Annotated in this window: 10 protein-coding genes and 1 pseudogene; 3 read left to right on the forward strand and 8 right to left on the reverse strand. The window is 72.0% G+C overall.

Annotated features, from left to right (window positions below):
• The first annotated feature begins 82 nt into the window (after positions 1–82).
• A complete protein-coding gene (gene gabT / locus ACFYO9_RS00285) occupies positions 83–1417 on the forward strand; it encodes a 4-aminobutyrate--2-oxoglutarate transaminase (RefSeq protein ID WP_358773891.1) in 1335 nt (444 codons plus the stop codon).
• Positions 1418–1956: 539 nt separating this feature from the next.
• On the opposite strand, the gene ACFYO9_RS00290 is transcribed toward gabT, so the two are convergent.
• Positions 1957–2997, reverse strand: coding sequence for an Lrp/AsnC family transcriptional regulator (locus ACFYO9_RS00290; RefSeq protein WP_358773893.1), 1041 nt, complete (start codon positions 2995–2997; stop codon positions 1957–1959).
• Positions 2998–3151: 154 nt separating this feature from the next.
• Between ACFYO9_RS00290 and ACFYO9_RS00295 the strand changes: the two genes are divergently transcribed.
• The gene (locus ACFYO9_RS00295) at positions 3152–6334 is read left to right on the forward strand and encodes an amidohydrolase family protein (protein ID WP_358773895.1); all 3183 of its coding nucleotides are present in this window, start codon (positions 3152–3154) and stop codon (positions 6332–6334) included.
• Between the two features lie 136 nt (positions 6335–6470).
• Complete coding sequence (locus ACFYO9_RS00300; RefSeq protein ID WP_358773896.1) at positions 6471–7184, forward strand: phosphatase PAP2 family protein; 714 nt, start codon at positions 6471–6473, stop codon at positions 7182–7184.
• On the opposite strand, the pseudogene ACFYO9_RS00305 reads toward ACFYO9_RS00300, so the two are convergent.
• The 7 genes and pseudogenes from ACFYO9_RS00305 to ACFYO9_RS00335 all read right to left on the reverse strand — a co-directional run.
• Positions 7138–8142, reverse strand: a pseudogene (locus ACFYO9_RS00305) (chitinase); the annotation flags it as partial. The gene ACFYO9_RS00300 and the pseudogene ACFYO9_RS00305 overlap by 47 nt on opposite strands.
• 355 nt (positions 8143–8497) lie before the next feature.
• Positions 8498–8986 carry a hypothetical protein gene (locus ACFYO9_RS00310; RefSeq protein WP_355812017.1) on the reverse strand — a complete coding sequence of 163 codons (489 nt, stop codon included), beginning with the start codon at positions 8984–8986 and terminating at the stop codon, positions 8498–8500.
• Between the two features lie 276 nt (positions 8987–9262).
• On the reverse strand, positions 9263–10696 hold the full coding sequence (locus tag ACFYO9_RS00315) for an FAD-dependent oxidoreductase (protein ID WP_355811841.1): 1434 nt from the start codon (positions 10694–10696) through the stop codon (positions 9263–9265).
• Positions 10697–10725: 29 nt separating this feature from the next.
• On the reverse strand, positions 10726–11529 hold the full coding sequence (locus tag ACFYO9_RS00320; protein WP_355811838.1) for an ABC transporter permease: 804 nt from the start codon (positions 11527–11529) through the stop codon (positions 10726–10728).
• Entirely contained in the window at positions 11529–12464 is a 936-nt protein-coding gene (locus ACFYO9_RS00325) for an ABC transporter permease (protein ID WP_358773898.1), read from the reverse strand. Before ACFYO9_RS00325 ends, ACFYO9_RS00320 begins: the two co-directional genes overlap by 1 nt.
• Positions 12461–13618, reverse strand: coding sequence for an ABC transporter ATP-binding protein (locus ACFYO9_RS00330; RefSeq protein WP_358773899.1), 1158 nt, complete (start codon positions 13616–13618; stop codon positions 12461–12463). The genes ACFYO9_RS00325 and ACFYO9_RS00330 overlap by 4 nt, the downstream gene beginning before the upstream one ends.
• A gap of 128 nt (positions 13619–13746) precedes the next feature.
• Positions 13747–14997 carry a spermidine/putrescine ABC transporter substrate-binding protein gene (locus tag ACFYO9_RS00335; RefSeq protein ID WP_358773901.1) on the reverse strand — a complete coding sequence of 417 codons (1251 nt, stop codon included), beginning with the start codon at positions 14995–14997 and terminating at the stop codon, positions 13747–13749.
• Positions 14998–15061 lie beyond the last annotated feature (64 nt).

The raw sequence follows: 15061 nt of genomic DNA on the forward strand, positions 1-15061 counted from the left end.
CGAGAAACCCCCCATCGGGCCAGGCAGGACCGCCGACCAGTGCCGGCGCAGCCGTCCCCTCTCTCCAGAACAGGAGCCCCGCATGAGCGACATCCCGCAGGAGCGCCGCGTCGTCACCGCCATCCCCGGTCCGAAGTCGCAGGAGCTGCAGGCCCGCCGTACCGCCGTGGTCGCCGGTGGCGTGGGGTCCGTGCTGCCCGTCTTCGCCGCGCGCGCGGGCGGCGGGATCATCGAGGACGTCGACGGGAACCGTCTGATCGACTTCGGCTCCGGCATCGCCGTGACCTCCGTCGGCGCCTCCGCCGAGGCCGTGGTGCGCCGCGCGTCCGCCCAGCTCGCGGACTTCACGCACACCTGTTTCATGGTCACGCCGTACGAGGGCTACGTCGCCGTCGCCGAGGCGCTGGCGGAGCTCACGCCGGGTGACCACAAGAAGAAGTCCGCGCTGTTCAACTCGGGCGCCGAGGCCGTCGAGAACGCCGTCAAGATCGCCCGTGCGCACACCAAGCGCCAGGCCGTCGTCGTCTTCGACCACGGCTACCACGGCCGCACCAACCTGACGATGGCGCTGACCGCCAAGAACATGCCGTACAAGAACGGCTTCGGCCCGTTCGCCCCCGAGGTCTACCGCGTCCCTGTCGCCTACGGCTACCGCTGGCCGACCGGTGCCGAGAACGCCGGTCCCGAGGCCGCCAAGCAGGCCATCGACATGATCAACAAGCAGGTCGGCGCGGAGAACGTCGCCGCGATCATCATCGAGCCCGTGCTCGGCGAGGGCGGCTTCATCGAGCCGGCCAAGGGCTTCCTGCCGGACATCGTGAAGTTCGCCAACGACAACGGCATCGTGTTCGTCGCCGACGAGATCCAGTCCGGCTTCTGCCGCACCGGCCAGTGGTTCGCCTGCGAGGACGAGGGCATCGTCCCCGACCTGATCACCACCGCCAAGGGCATCGCGGGCGGTCTGCCGCTCGCCGCCGTCACCGGCCGCGCCGAGATCATGGACGCCGCGCACGCGGGCGGCCTCGGCGGCACCTACGGCGGCAACCCGGTGGCCTGCGCCGGCGCGCTCGGTGCCATCGAGACCATGAAGGAGCTCGACCTCAACGCCAAGGCGAAGCACATCGAGGCGACCATGAAGGCCCGCCTCGCCGCCATGGCCGAGAAGTTCGACGTCATCGGCGACATCCGCGGCCGCGGCGCCATGATCGCCATCGAGCTGGTCAAGGACCGCACCACCAAGGAGCCCCACCCGGAGGCCACCGCCGCCCTGGCCAAGGCCTGCCACGCGGAGGGCCTGCTCGTGCTGACCTGCGGCACGTACGGCAACGTCCTGCGCTTCCTGCCGCCGCTCGTCATCGGCGACGACCTCCTGAACGAGGGCCTCGACATCATCGAGGGCGCCTTCGCGGGCGTCTGATTCGCGGGCGTCTGACGCCCGTCGGCAGCCGACCCGGCGCACGAGGCCCGTACGGATTTTGTACGGGCCTCCGTCGTGCGGTCACCGTGGCCCCGGTACCCGGTGTGACCTGCGCGGATTCCGTCCGGTGGGGCGGTTGCGGCGCCGCGGGACGGTCGGGGCGTGTGAAGAAGGTGTGCGGGCCCCATGTCGGCTTGCCGTTCCCGCTGTCGGGCCGCGACCAACCTGCCGTACGGTTTGCGCAGTTGAGAGGAACACCCCGCCCACGGGGGACCGTGGACGGTGCCTCGGCGGAGCCTCCCCAGCCCCGCCCTGGCCGTGCCCTTGCGCACACACCCGGAGTCTTCGGATCCGGAGATCCTCACCGATCGGACGGCCGCCCGCCCCAAACCCCCCGGGGCGCGCGGACCCCGATCCGGAAGGCCGCCTCGGCACCTCACCCGACGGACCCGCGTCAGCGGGCCGGTTCGGACAGGCCGGGCCGGTCGGCCACCGCAGGGCCGGCACACTCCCCCCCTTGTGCCGACCCTTCGGCTTGTTCACCCGGTGCGCGGCGGGATTCTTCCGCCCCGGGCGTCGAGCCGGTTCCCCGAGCGTTTGACCGTCCGCAGCGTCACGCAGCGGTCCACCGTCCGCACGCCCTCCAGGCCGTCCTCGATCTGCGCCTCCAGGCGGGCGACCTCGGTCAGGTCCCGCATCCAGACGCAGACCACCAGGTTGTACGTGCCGACGGTGGAGAGCACCAGACGCGCCTCCTCCAGGCGGGCCAGGCGCGCGGCGACCCCGGCCAGCCGCCCGGCGGGGACCTGGAGGAAGTACCAGGCCTGCACGGGCCGCCCGGCCAGCGTGCGCGAGACGTCCGTCCACAACGCCACCCGGTGCCGGGCGAGCAGGCGGTGCACCACGGCGCGGGCCCGCCGCACGGGCACGCCGGTGCGGGCCGCGATCCCGGCGGCGGACGCGCGTCCGTCCTCGCGCAGGGCGGCGAGCACCGCACGGTCCAGCGCGCCCAGCGGGCCCGGCGGGCGTGCGGCGGCCGGGCCGCGGGGGCCGGGGCCGGTGAACCGTTCGAGCTGGTCCGGGCCGAGCTCCCCGAGCCGCCAGTCGACCGTCTCCTTGACGAAGGCGGTGACGAGCTGGGTGCGTACGGAGCGGACCTGCGGCACGGTGCCGAGCCGGCGCAGGACGTAGTCGGCGAGTGCCGCCTCGTCGGTCGCGCCCACGCCGAGCAGCAGGTCGCGTCCGCCCGACGCGACGTCGATCGTGAGGCACTGCGGGTCGTCGACGAGCGCCTCGGCGACCGCCAGCGGGTGTCCCGCGCACTCCATCTCCACGACGGCCAGCCGCCCCGGTCCTGGCCCCGGCTCGTACGCCGTCACCCAGGCGAGGCCCGCGGCCCGCAGCCGGGCCCAGCGGCGCGAGACGGTGACGGCGTCCACGCCGAGCACGGCACCGACCTTCGCCCACGAGGCGCGCGGCTCGATCTGCAGGGCGTTGACGATGCGCCGGTCCAGGCCGTCGGCCCCCAACTCCGTTACGGAGAAGGCCTCTTCGTCCTCCGTCGGCGCATCAGTGCTCACAACTCCCTGTATAACGCGCCTTCCTGCGGTGCGCAGATCATTTTCGTCCGGATCCTGCACGGCACCCCGCTCCGCCCTGCGTCTGCACGAAGATCGCGGGGCGGGGCCGCCCTCACCGGCGCGGCCCTCCCAACTCGCTGACGGGGGAAGTCAGATGTCCATTCCGCACATGTCGCGCCGCCGCTTCCTGCAGACGACGTCGGCGGCCGGCGCCGCCGCCACGACGGGCGCGCTCACCACCGCCACCGCGGCCCACGCCGCGCCCGCCACCGCCGCCACCGCGGCCCACACCGGGCCCGCCCGCGCCACCCTGCGTTTCACCGCGACCACCAACGGCGCCGCCTCACTCGCCGGTGACCGGCTGATCGCCGAGGTGCAGGGCGTGCTGTGGTCCCTGCCGCGCGCGGGAGGCGAGGCCGCGCCGATCACCCCGGCGGACCTGGAGCCGTCGCGCCCGGTGCATTCCCCGGACGGCCGACTGATCGCCGTCTGCGCGTTCCGTACCGGTACCTTCCACATCTGGACGCTGAAGCCGGACGGTTCCGAGCTGACCCAGCGCACCGATGGACCGTGGGACGCCCGCGGCCCCGCCTGGTCGCCCGACGGCAAGCGGATCGCGTTCGCCTCCGAGCGCGGCGGCGATCCGGTGACGGGCGCCCCCTTCCGCATCTGGACCCTGGAGCTCGCCACCGGCCGACTCACCCGGCTGACCGGCCTGCCGGACCAGCGGGGGCCCGTGCAGGACGGCGCGTGGGAGGACTTCGACCCCACGTGGTCGCCGGACGGCAAGCGGGTGCTGTTCGTCCGCGCCGCGCTCAAGGGGGGCGCGCTCGACGCCCGTACGATCGCCTCCGTGGCCGCCGACGGCAGCGGCCCTGTCACCGTGGAGCACACCGACACCGGCACCGCCCAGGTCTTCGTGCCCGCGCTCTCCCCGGACGGCACGCTCGCCTACCTGCGGTCGACGCCCGCGCCGAACGCCGGCTGCGCCCTCGTCGTGGCCGGTGAGCCGGTCGCGGTGGGCGGCGACATCGAGGCCGCGCCGCCCCGCTGGGTCTCCGCCAAGGAGCTGCTCCTGACGGTGGACGGCCACTTCACCGTCGTACGGCCCGCGGACCCGGGAGACCGCGAGGAAATCCCCTTCACCGCGCCCCTGCCCGTCGACCGCCCGAGTCACCGGCTCAAGTCCTACGACCTGGACGGCACCGCGCGCCGGCCCGTCCGCGCCTACGACCTGCCCGTGCTCTCCCCCGACGGCAGGCAGGTGGCGTTCACCGCCCTCAACTCCCTCTGGGTCGGCGAGACTTCGGGCGGCCGGGCGCCGCGCCGGGTGACGCGGGCCAAGGCGACCGGATACCTCTACGCGGCCGCGTGGACGCCCGACGGCACGGCGCTGCTGTACTCCGACGACCGTGACGGCATGCCCGCCGTCCACCGGCGGGAGCTCGCGGACGGCAGGGAGACGGTGCTCGCCGCCGGCGGGCGCATCCAGCCGGCCCTCTCCCCCGACGGCCACCGCCTCGCCTGCTTCGACCTCGCCACCAACCTGCTGGTACGGGACCTGCGCACCGGCGAGGAGAAGGTGCTGGCCACCAGCCCGCCCGGCGGCGAGCTGTCCGGCAGGCCCAGCTGGTCGCCGGACGGCCGGTACGTGGCGGTCAGTTTCCGCAACCGGATCAACCAGCGCTTCCGCGAGGGCCACAACCTCGTCCGGGTGATCGACACCGTCGACGGATCGGCCGCCACCCACGCGGTGGCGCCGCACACCTCCATCTCCGACCGCAACAGCAACGGCCCGGTCTGGTCGCCCGACGGCCGGCACCTGGCGGTCGTCGTCGAGTCCGCGCTGTGGCTGCTGCCGGTGCGCGGAGACGGCACCCCCGACGGCGAACCCCGCACCTTCCCCGCGGAGGCCGCCGACCATCCCACCTGGTCGGGCGACAGCCGTCACGTCCTCTATCTCTCGGCGGGCCGGCTCCGGCTCCTGACCGTCGCCGACGGCTCCGTCCGCACGGTCAAGGTGCCGCTCGACCACCGGCGCCCGGCGCCCGCGGACACCGTCATCCACGCCGGCCGCTTCTGGGACGGCAGCGGCGGCGACGACTCCGTGCGCGAGAACGTCGACATCACCCTGCGCGGCGGCCGCGTCGCCGCGGTCGGCCCGCACCGGCCGGGACGCGGCGCGGCCCGCCGCGTCGACGCCTCGGAGCAGACCGTGCTCCCCGGCCTGTGGGACGCGCACATGCATCCGCAGCCCGGTCTGTACGGCGGCAGGCAGGCCGCCCTCTTCCTCTCCTACGGCGTCACCAGCGCGATGTCGATGGGCGGCGCCGGGTACGAGGGGGCCAGGCTGCGCGAGGCCGTCGCCTCCGGTGAGCTGGCAGGCCCCCGGCTCGTCACCGCGAGCGAGGTCCTCGACGGGAGCCGCATCGCCTGGGACAACCGCGTGCACGCCACCCGCGAGGGCCTGCGCCGGACCCTCTCCCGCGGCAAGGCCCTCGACTGGGACTTCGTCAAGACCTATGTGCGGGCCCCGGCCTGGGTGATGGAGGAGGCCGCGCGCTTCGCCCACGAGGAGATGGGCGTGCGCTGCGGCAGCCACAACCTCTCCCCCGGCATCCAGCTCGGCCAGGACCTGACGACCCATCTGCAGGCCACCCAGCGCGCCGAGTTCGGGCACGCGACGTCCATCGGCGAGTTCGCCTACCAGGACGTCACGGAGATCTACACCGCCACCGGCGACTTCCATCTGATCGCCACGCCCTTCTCGGCCGCTCCGCTCATCGGCGCGGCGCCCGCCCTCGCCGACGACGAGCGGGTCACCCGCCTGATGCCGCCGTGGGAGTCCGCACAGGTACGGGACCTGGCCGCGCAGCCGCCCACCGGGGCCCAACTGGCCACCCTCAACCGGGAGATCGACATCTACCGCCGTATCGCGGCGGCCGGCGGACTGCTCGCCGTCGGCACGGACTCCCCGGGCATCCCGACCGGCCTGGGCGTCCACCTCGCCCTGCGCGCCCTGCGGCGCGGCGGCCTGACGGTCGCCGAGACGCTGCGCACGGCGACCCTCGCCCCCGCGCGGATCTTCGGCCTCGACCGTGACCTCGGCACGCTGGAGGTGGGCAAGCTCGCCGACCTCGCGGTCGTCGACGGGGACCCCTTCACCGACTTCGACACACTGGTGCGGACGGTGTCGGTCATGCGGGGCGGAGTGCCGTACCAGGTGAAGGACCTCGTCTCCGCGGTGCCGGCGGTGCCGGCGGCGGCGCGGGAACAGAAGCACTGGGCGCGTACGGGCGAGAAGTTGCGGGGCCGGTGCTGCGAGCACGGGCGGTGAGTACGGGGGTCGGGGCGGGGCGGCACGGGCGCTGACTCCCGGCGCCGGGGCGGGGCACGCGATCGGGCGGGGCGCACCGCCGCGCCGCCCCGCCCCGCGCGCACCCCCGGGCGATCATCCCTGGAAGGCTGGGGCCATGTCCGCATCCCCGTCCCCGTCCCCGGACTCCCGGGGCGTGCCCGCCCCGCCGGAGGGCCGGTCGCCCGCGCCGCGCCACCCGGCCCTGGTCGTCTCCCTCTGCATCCTCGCCTTCGCGCTGCTCACCTGGCAGGTCGTCGCCGATGGCCCGCTGCGCCGCGCCGACGAACGCGCGGGGCGCGCCCTCACCGGCAGCCGGCTCCCGGACCGCGCCGCGGAGTTCCTCGCCGACCTCGGCAACGCGACGGTCGCCGTGCCGGTCCTCGTCGCCGTCGCCGCGTACACCGCGTGGCGTGCGCGGCGCGGCGGCGCGGACCGCTGGTGGCTGCCCGCGACGGCCGCGCTGCTCGCCATGGCGGCGGTGCCGGTGCTCGTGGTCCCGCTGAAGGTGCTGGTCGCCCGCACGGGGCCGCCCGGCATGGCGGGCGACGGGTACTTTCCCTCGGGCCACACGGCGACGGCCGCCGTCGCCTACGGCGCGGCGGCCCTGCTCCTGCTTCCGCTGCTCCGCGGCGCGTACGGCCGCCGCGAACTGCTCATCGGCTGCTGCCTGTTGAACGTCGCGGTCGGCTTCGGCCTGGTGCGACGGGGGTACCACTGGCCGCTGGACGTCGCGGCCAGCTGGTGCCTCTCCGTGGCCCTGCTTCAGGTCGTCCTGGTGGCGGTCAGCCGAAGTACGCGTCGAAGTTCTTCGAGAACTCCCGGCCGTTGAACCGGTCCCAGTTGATCGACCAGGTCATCAGGCCGCGCAGGTCCGGCCAGGTGCCGTGGGTGCGGTACGTGCCGCAGGAGGTGCCCTTGGTCAGACAGTCGAGGGTCTTGTCGACCTCCGCCGTGGACACATGGCCGTTGCCCGCGTTGACCGAGGCGGGCATGCCGATGGCGACCTTCCCCGGCGGCAGGGGCGGGAAGACGTTGTTCTTGTCGCCCGCCACCGGGAAGCCGGTGAGCAGCATGTCGGTCATGGCGATGTGGAAGTCCGCACCGCCCATGGAGTGGTACTGATCGTCCAGGCCCATGATGGGGCCGGAGTTGTAGTCCTGGACGTGCAGCAGCGTCAGGTCGTCGCGCAGGGCGTGGATGACCGGGAGGTACGCGCCCGCCCGCGGGTCCTGGCCGCCCCACTTCCCGGTGCCGTAGAACTGGTACCCGAGCTGCACGAAGAAGGTCTCGGGCGCCATGGTGAGCGTGAAGCCGGAGCCGTACTTCGCCTTCAGGGTCTTCACCGCGGAGATCAGGTTGACGATCGCCGGGGTCTTCGGGTTCTTGAAGTCCGTGTCGTCGGTGTTCAGGGAGAGCGAGTGGCCCTCGAAGTCGATGTCCAGGCCGTCGAGTCCGTACCGGTCGATGATCGCGGAGACCGACGAGACGAAGGTGTCGCGGGCCTGCGTCGTGGCGAGCCGCACCTGGCCGTTCTGGCCGCCGATGGAGATCAGCACCTTCTTGCCCGCCGCCTGCTTGGCCTTGACCGCGGCCTTGAACTCCGCCTCGCTCTCGACGTTCGGGCACTCGGGCGCGGGGCAGAGGCCGAAGCGTATGTCGCCGGAGGTCGCGGAGGTCGGCTCGCCGAAGGCGAGGTCGATGATGTCCCAGCTGTCGGGGGTGTCGGCCAGGCGGGTGTAGCCGGAGCCGTTGGCGAAGCTGGTGTGCAGATAGCCGACCAGGGCGTGGTCGGCGGGGGCGGCGGACCGTGCGGGGACCGCGGACCGTGCGGGAACGGCGGGCTGTTCGGGGGCGGCCGTCGCGCGGGTGGAGAGCAGGCCGGACGCGGTGAGCGCGCAGGCCGCGACGGCGACCGCGGCGAGACGTCTGATGCGGCTTGCTCGGCCGGTGGGGGGCAACGAAGGACGGTCCACAACTGCCTCCCGGCATGGGGGGATTGGAGGGCGGATCGCGCTCAACTTGGTCCAGACCAATCGAGTTGTCAAGAGGTCCGGCGCCGCACGGGTCATGTCCGGCGCCGCACCGGTAATGGTCGGCGCCTCGCGCGTCACGGCTGGCTCCTCACGCGTCATGTCCGGCGCCTCACGCTCCGTCCTCCCCGCCCTCCCGGGCCACCCTGCCCTCCCAGCCCTGCCTGCCCTCCCGGGCGAGCCGCGCGGCCGCCTCGTGCATCGCGCGTTCGAGCAGCGCCGGATCGGTGAGCGTGCCGGAGCCGTCGGGCAGGACCAGCCAGCGGACGCCGCCCGCGGCCCGGCCGGGATAGGGCACGACGATCCACGTGCCGTCGCCGGCGCCCCGTACGCCCGTGGCCAGCCAGCGGGACGCGGTGCCCGGCGGCACGAAGAACCCCAGGCGCTCGTCACCGGGGCCCACGAGCACGGGGCCGGGCCGCTCCACGCAGCGGGTCAGCACGTCGAGCGTGGCGTAGCCGAGGCCGCCGGGCAGGATCAGCACGTCCCAGCCCCGCCCGGCCGGCAGGAGCGCGACCCCGAGCGGATGGCGCTCCCACTCCCAGCGGCAGGCCTCCGGGTCCGGCGCCACCGACACGAGCCATTCGACGGCCGCCCTCATCCCGGTGCCCCCGGACCCACCTGAGCCACCGAACCCACCCGTGCCACTCGAGCCACCCGAGCCAGTCATGACAGAACCTCTCTCCTCTGCGACGACGGTGCGCGACAGCGCGCGTCACAAGGGAGAGAGGTTCCGGGGCCGGGCATTACGCGGGTTCCCGCTACCAGTTGGTAGCGAAAAGGGGCGCGAGGGTCGGGCGGGGCGTACGCCGGTCGAGCCCAGCCCGCTCAGTGACCCTTCGACCGCACAGCCCCCAGGCCGCCGGCCGTCGGCCGCTCAGCTGTCGAAGCCGAGCCCCAGCTTGTCCATCGTCTTGAGCCAGAGGTTGCGCCTGCCGCCGTTGGCGTCGGACCGGGCGAGCGACCACTTGGTCAGGGCGACGCCGGTCCACGCGAACGGCTCGGGCGGGAACGGCAGCGGCTTCGTGCGGACCATCTCCAGCTCCGTACGCTCCGTGCGCTCGCCGGAGAGCAGGTCCAGCATGACGTCGGCGCCGAACCGGGTCGCCCCTACACCGAGGCCCGTGTAGCCGGCCGCGTAGGCGACGCGGCCCTTGTGGGCCGTGCCGAAGAACGCCGAGAAGCGCGAGCACGTGTCGATCGCGCCGCCCCACGCGTGCGTGAAGCGCACCCCTTCCAACTGCGGGAAGCAGGCGAAGAAGTGGCCGGCCAGCTTCGCGTAGGTCTCCGGCCGGTCGTCGTACTCCGCCCGCACCTTCCCGCCGAACGGATAGATCGCGTCGTAGCCGCCCCACAGGATGCGGTTGTCGGCGGAGAGCCGGAAGTAGTGGAACTGGTTCGCGCTGTCGCCGAGGCCCTGGCGGTTCTTCCAGCCGACGGCCGCCAGCTGCTCGTCGGTCAGCGGCTCGGTCATCAGCGCGTAGTCGTAGACCGGGACGGTGTACGGGCGCAGCCGCTTGACCAGCGAGGGGAAGATGTTCGTGGCGAGAACGACCTGGCCGGCGAAGACCCTGCCGTACGGCGTGCGGACCGCCATCCCGGCGCCGGAGGAGGCCAGTTCGAGGGCGGGCGTGTGCTCGTACACGCGCACGCCCTTCGTCAGGCACGCCCGCTTCAGGCCCCACGCCAGCTTCGCCGGGTTGAGCATGGCGACGCCGTCGCGGTCCCAGAGGCCGCCGAGGAACGTCGGCGAGTCGACGTGCTCGCGCAGCGCGTCCGCGTCGAGCAGCTCGGAGCCCTCGGCGAGGCCGTGCTCGGCCATCTCCGCGTACATCTCGTGGAGTTCGGCCAGCTGGTGCGGCTCGGTGGCGACGTCGATCTCGCCGGTGCGCTCGAAGTCGCAGTCGATGGAGTACCGCTTGACGGCCGCCTCGATCTCGTCGAGGTTGCGCGCACCGAGCTCCTCCAGCTTCGCGATCTCGCCGGGCCAGCGGGACAGGCCGTTGCCGATGCCGTGGGTGAGGGAGGCGGCGCAGAAGCCGCCGTTGCGGCCGGAGGCGGCCCAGCCCGCCTCTTTGCCCTCGACGAGGACGACGTCGCGGTGCGGGTCGCGCTCCTTGGCGATGAGCGCGGTCCACAGGCCGCTGTACCCGCCGCCGACGACGAGCAGGTCGCACCGCTCGTCGCCGGTGAGGGCGGGCTCGGGGGACGGCCGGGCGGGGTCGTCGAGCCAGAAGGACACCGGCTTGGCGTCGGAAAGGGACTCGGTGAAACGGGACTCGGTGAAACGGGTCATGGCACCAGGGGCCATGATTTCCACTCCTTCAGAAATTTCGGGTACTACCGGGACTGCCTGTTGCGGCGTTTGCCGATGAGCATTCCGGAGAGCACGAGCAGGACGGCGACGAGGAACATCGCCGTACCGATCACATTGATCTGAACGGGCGTGCCCCGCTGCGCCGATCCCCAGACGAACATGGGGAACGTCACAGTCGAGCCCGCGTTGAAATTCGTGATGATGAAGTCGTCGAAGGAGAGCGCGAAGGCGAGCAGCGCGCCCGCCGCGATGCCGGGCGCGGCGATCGGCAGCGTCACCCGCAGGAACGTCTGCACGGGACCGGCGTAGAGGTCCTGCGCGGCCTGTTCCAGGCGGGGGTCCATCGACATGACGCGCGCCTTGACGGCGGTCACCACGAAGCTGAGGCAGAACATGATGTGGGCGATGAGGACCGTCCAGAAGCCCAGCTGCGCACCCATGTTGAGGAAGAGCGTGAGCAGCGAGGCGGCCATGACGACCTCGGGCATCGCCATCGGCAGGAAGATCAGCGAGTTGATGGCGCCGCGCGCGCGGAACCGGTAGCGCACGAGCGCGAAGGCGATCATCGTGCCGAGCACGGTCGCGCCGATCGTCGCCCAGGTGGCGATCTGCAGGCTCAGCGAGAGCGAGCCGCACATGTCGGCGACGCCGCACGGATTCTTCCAGGCGTCGAGCGAGAATTCCTGCCAGGAGTAATTGAAGCGCCCCTTCGGCTTGTTGAAGGAGAACACCGTCACGACGACGTTGGGAAGCAGCAGATAGGCGAGCGTCAACAGGCCCGCGATGACGACGGCATTGCGTCGCAGCCAGCGGAAGAGGGCGGCCATCAGACGAGATCCTCCGTCCCTGACTTGCGGATGTAGAAGGTCACCATGAAGAGGATGGCGGCCATGAGGATGAAGGAGAGCGCGGCGGCCGTCGGGTAATCCAGGATGCGCAGGAACTGCGTCTGGATGACGTTGCCGACCATGCGCGTGTCGGTGGATCCGAGGAGGTCGGCGTTGACGTAGTCGCCCGCGGCCGGGATGAAGGTGAGCAGCGTCCCGGATACGACGCCCGGCATGGAGAGCGGGAAGGTCACCTTGCGGAAGGTCGTGGCGGGCGTGGCGTACAGGTCGCCCGCGGCCTCGTGCAGCCGCCCGTCGATGCGCTCCAGCGAGGTGTAGAGCGGCAGGATCATGAACGGCAGGAAGTTGTACGTGAGGCCGCAGATCACCGCGAGCGGGGTGGCGAGGACCCGGTCGCCGGCCGTGACCCCCAGCCAGCTGGTGACGTCGAGGACGTGCAGCGAGTTGAGGGCGCCCACCACCGGGCCGCCGTCGGCGAGGATCGTCTTCCACGCCAGCGTGCGGATGAGGAAGCTGGTGAAGAACGGCGCGATGACCAGGACGAGGATGATGTTGCGCCAGCGGCCCGCGCGGAACGCGATGAGGTAGGCGAGCGGATAGCCGAGCAGCAGGCACAGGACGGTGGCGGCGCCCGCGTAGAGCACCGAGCGCAGGAACTGCGGCCAGTAGTCGGTGAGGGCGTCCCAGTAGGTGGCGAAGTGCCAGGTGACCTTGAAGCCCTCTTCGAGCGAACCGGTCTGCACGGAGGTCGACGCCTGGTAGACCAGCGGCAGCGCGAAGAAGACGATCAGCCAGAGGATGCCGGGGAGCAGCAGCCAGTAGGGGACGAGGCGGCCGCGCTTGCGGGGCTTGCGTGCGGGTGGCGCCTGTGGAGCGGGCGCCGTCGGCGGTGGCGCGTCGGTCACGGTGGTCATGCGGAGGTGTCCTCCTCGACCTTCTCGACGCCCGCCTGGACGTCCTGGGCGGCGTCCAGGCCGAAGGTGTGCGCGGGGTTCCAGTGCAGGACGACCTCGGCGCCGGGGGTGAGCCTGCCGTCGCGCTCCACGTTCTGCGCGTACACCTCGAAGGAGGGGCAGAGCGGGCTGCGGACGACGTACTGGGTGGAGACGCCGATGAAGCTGGAGTCGGCGATGCGGCCGGTGATGCGGTTGCGGCCGTCGGGGATCTGCCCGGCGTCGTCGGCGTGGGTGAGGGAGATCTTCTCCGGGCGGACGCCGACGAGGACCTTCGCGCCGGTGGCGGTGGGGCCGGTACATCGCGCGGCGGGCAGCGTCAGCTTGCAGTCGCCCGCCTTGACGACGAGGTCGTCGCCGCCGCCCTGCACCTCCGCCTCGATGAAGTTGGAGGTGCCGAGGAAGTTGGCGACGAAGGTGGTGCGCGGGTTCTCGTACAGGTCGGCGGGGGCGCCGAGCTGTTCGACCCGGCCGCCGTTCATCACGGCCACGGTGTCGGCCATCGTCATGGCCTCCTCCTGATCGTGCGTGACGTGCACGAAGGTGATGCCGACCTCGGTCTGGATGCGCTTGAGCTCCAGCTGCATCTGGCGGCGCAACTTGAGGTCGAGGGCGCCGAGCGGCTCGTCGAGGAGGAGCACCTTGGGGTGGTTGATGAGCGCGCGGGCGACGGCGACGCGCTGCTGCTGGCCGCCGGAGAGCTGGTGCGGCTTCTTGCGGGCCTGCTCGCCGAGCTGGACCAGGTCGAGCATCTCGCCGACCTTGCCCTTGACCGACTTGATGCCGCGCCGGCGCAGGCCGAAGGCGACGTTCTCGAAGATGTCGAGGTGCGGGAAGAGCGCGTACGACTGGAAGACGGTGTTCACCGGCCGCTTGTACGGCGGCAGGGCGGTGACGTCCTGGTCGCCGAGGTGCACGGTCCCCGAACTCGGCTCCTCCAGGCCCGCGATCATGCGGAGCGTGGTGGTCTTGCCGCATCCGGAGGCGCCGAGCAGCGCGAAGAAGGAGCCCTGCGGCACGGTGAGGTCGAGCGGCTGCACGGCGGTGAAGGAGCCGTACGTCTTGCTGATCCCGCTGAGACGGACATCGCCGCCGTGTTCTTGAGCAGTGGTCATGGTGGGTCCAGGGGGGAGTCGAGGGGAGAGGAAGGGCCGGCCCGCGAGGGGCGCACAAGGGGCGCGGGGAACCGCGCGACAAGCCACGACGGACCCGCGGCCGAGAAACGGGCCCATGCACAGAAGCGTCACGCGCCGGTCAGCTTCGCGAACTTCTCTTCGTACGCGGTCTCTTCCTTCGACGTCAGCGAGCGGAAGGCACGGGACTTCTCCTTCATCTCCTTGTCGGGAAGGATCAGCGGGTTCGCGGCGGCGTCCGGGTCGATCTTCGCGAGCGCGTCGCGCACCCCGTCCACCGGGCAGACGTAGTTGATGTAGGCCGCGAGGCGGGCCGCCGGTTCGGGCTCGTAGTAGTAGTCGATGAGCCGTTCGGCGTTGCGCTTGTGGCGCGCCTTGATCGGGACCAACAGGTTGTCCGTGGAGGTGACGTAGCCCCGGTCGGGGATGTGGAAGCCGATGTCGGGGTTGTCGGCCTGCAGTTGCACGATGTCACCGGCCCAGCCGAGGCAGGCGGCCATGTCGCCCTTGGCCAGGTCGGAGGTGTAGTCGTTGCCGGTGAAGCGGCGGATCTGCTTCTTGTCGACGGCCTTCTGGAGGCGGGCGATGGCCGCGTCGAAGTCGTCGTCGGTGAAGTCCGCGGGGTCCTTGCCCATGTCGATGAGCGTCATGCCGACGCTGTCGCGCATCTCCGAGAGGAACCCCACGCGCCCCTTCAGCTTCGGCTCGTCGAGCAGCTCGGACACCGAGGTGATCTTCTTTCCGCCGGTCGCCTTCTTGTTGTACGCGATGACCGTGGAGATGCCCGTCCAGGGGTAGGAGTAGGCGCGGCCGGGGTCCCAGTCGGGGTCGCGGAACTGGGCGGAGAGGTTGCTGTACGCGTGCGGCAGGTTGGCCGGGTCCAGCTTCTGCACCCAGCCGAGGCGGATCAGCCGGGCCGCCAGCCAGTCGGTGACGCAGATGAGGTCGCGCCCGGTGTCCTGGCCCGCCGCGAGCTGCGGCTTCAGCTTCCCGAAGAACTCGACGTTGTCGTTGATGTCCTCGGTGTACTTGACCTCGATCCCGGTGCGTTTGGTGAACGCCTCCAGGGTGGGCCGCCGGTTCTCGTCCTTCTCGTCGACGTCCATGTACTCGGTCCAGTTGGAGAAGGCGATCCGCTTCTCCTGCCCCGAGTGGTCATCGGACGAGACCTCGCCCTGGCTCTTGCCCGCCGCGGGGATCCCGCAGGCGCTCAGGCCCCCGAGTCCGCCGACGGCGAGCGCGCCGCCCGTGGAGGCGCGCAGCAGGGTACGGCGGGTCAGGGCGGCCCTGCCGTTGGTGAGGCTGCGGTGCATGGCGGCCCGCTGGGCCGGGGAGAGGCGTTCGGGCTCGTACTGCTCCATGCGCGTGATTGCCCTTTCGGGAGGAAGGCGGCCGCCGGTCACGCGGCCTGGGTCGACGTGGCTG

The sequence above is a fragment of the Streptomyces sp. NPDC005863 genome (assembly GCF_042871345.1).
Classification (GTDB): Bacteria; Actinomycetota; Actinomycetes; order Streptomycetales; family Streptomycetaceae; genus Streptomyces.

What these genes read in the sequence shown, in the direction of transcription:
- gabT (WP_358773891.1), top strand. Translation starts at nt 83, where the DNA reads ATGAGCGACATCCCGCAGGAGCGCCGCGTCGTCACCGCCATCCCCGGT.
- ACFYO9_RS00310 (WP_355812017.1), bottom strand. Translation starts at nt 8,986, where the DNA reads ATGAGGGCGGCCGTCGAATGGCTCGTGTCGGTGGCGCCGGACCCGGAG.
- ACFYO9_RS00330 (WP_358773899.1), bottom strand. Translation starts at nt 13,618, where the DNA reads ATGACCACTGCTCAAGAACACGGCGGCGATGTCCGTCTCAGCGGGATC.
- ACFYO9_RS00320 (WP_355811838.1), bottom strand. Translation starts at nt 11,529, where the DNA reads ATGGCCGCCCTCTTCCGCTGGCTGCGACGCAATGCCGTCGTCATCGCG.
- ACFYO9_RS00325 (WP_358773898.1), bottom strand. Translation starts at nt 12,464, where the DNA reads ATGACCACCGTGACCGACGCGCCACCGCCGACGGCGCCCGCTCCACAG.
- ACFYO9_RS00335 (WP_358773901.1), bottom strand. Translation starts at nt 14,997, where the DNA reads ATGGAGCAGTACGAGCCCGAACGCCTCTCCCCGGCCCAGCGGGCCGCC.
- ACFYO9_RS00315 (WP_355811841.1), bottom strand. Translation starts at nt 10,696, where the DNA reads ATGGCCCCTGGTGCCATGACCCGTTTCACCGAGTCCCGTTTCACCGAG.
- ACFYO9_RS00295 (WP_358773895.1), top strand. Translation starts at nt 3,152, where the DNA reads ATGTCCATTCCGCACATGTCGCGCCGCCGCTTCCTGCAGACGACGTCG.
- ACFYO9_RS00300 (WP_358773896.1), top strand. Translation starts at nt 6,471, where the DNA reads ATGTCCGCATCCCCGTCCCCGTCCCCGGACTCCCGGGGCGTGCCCGCC.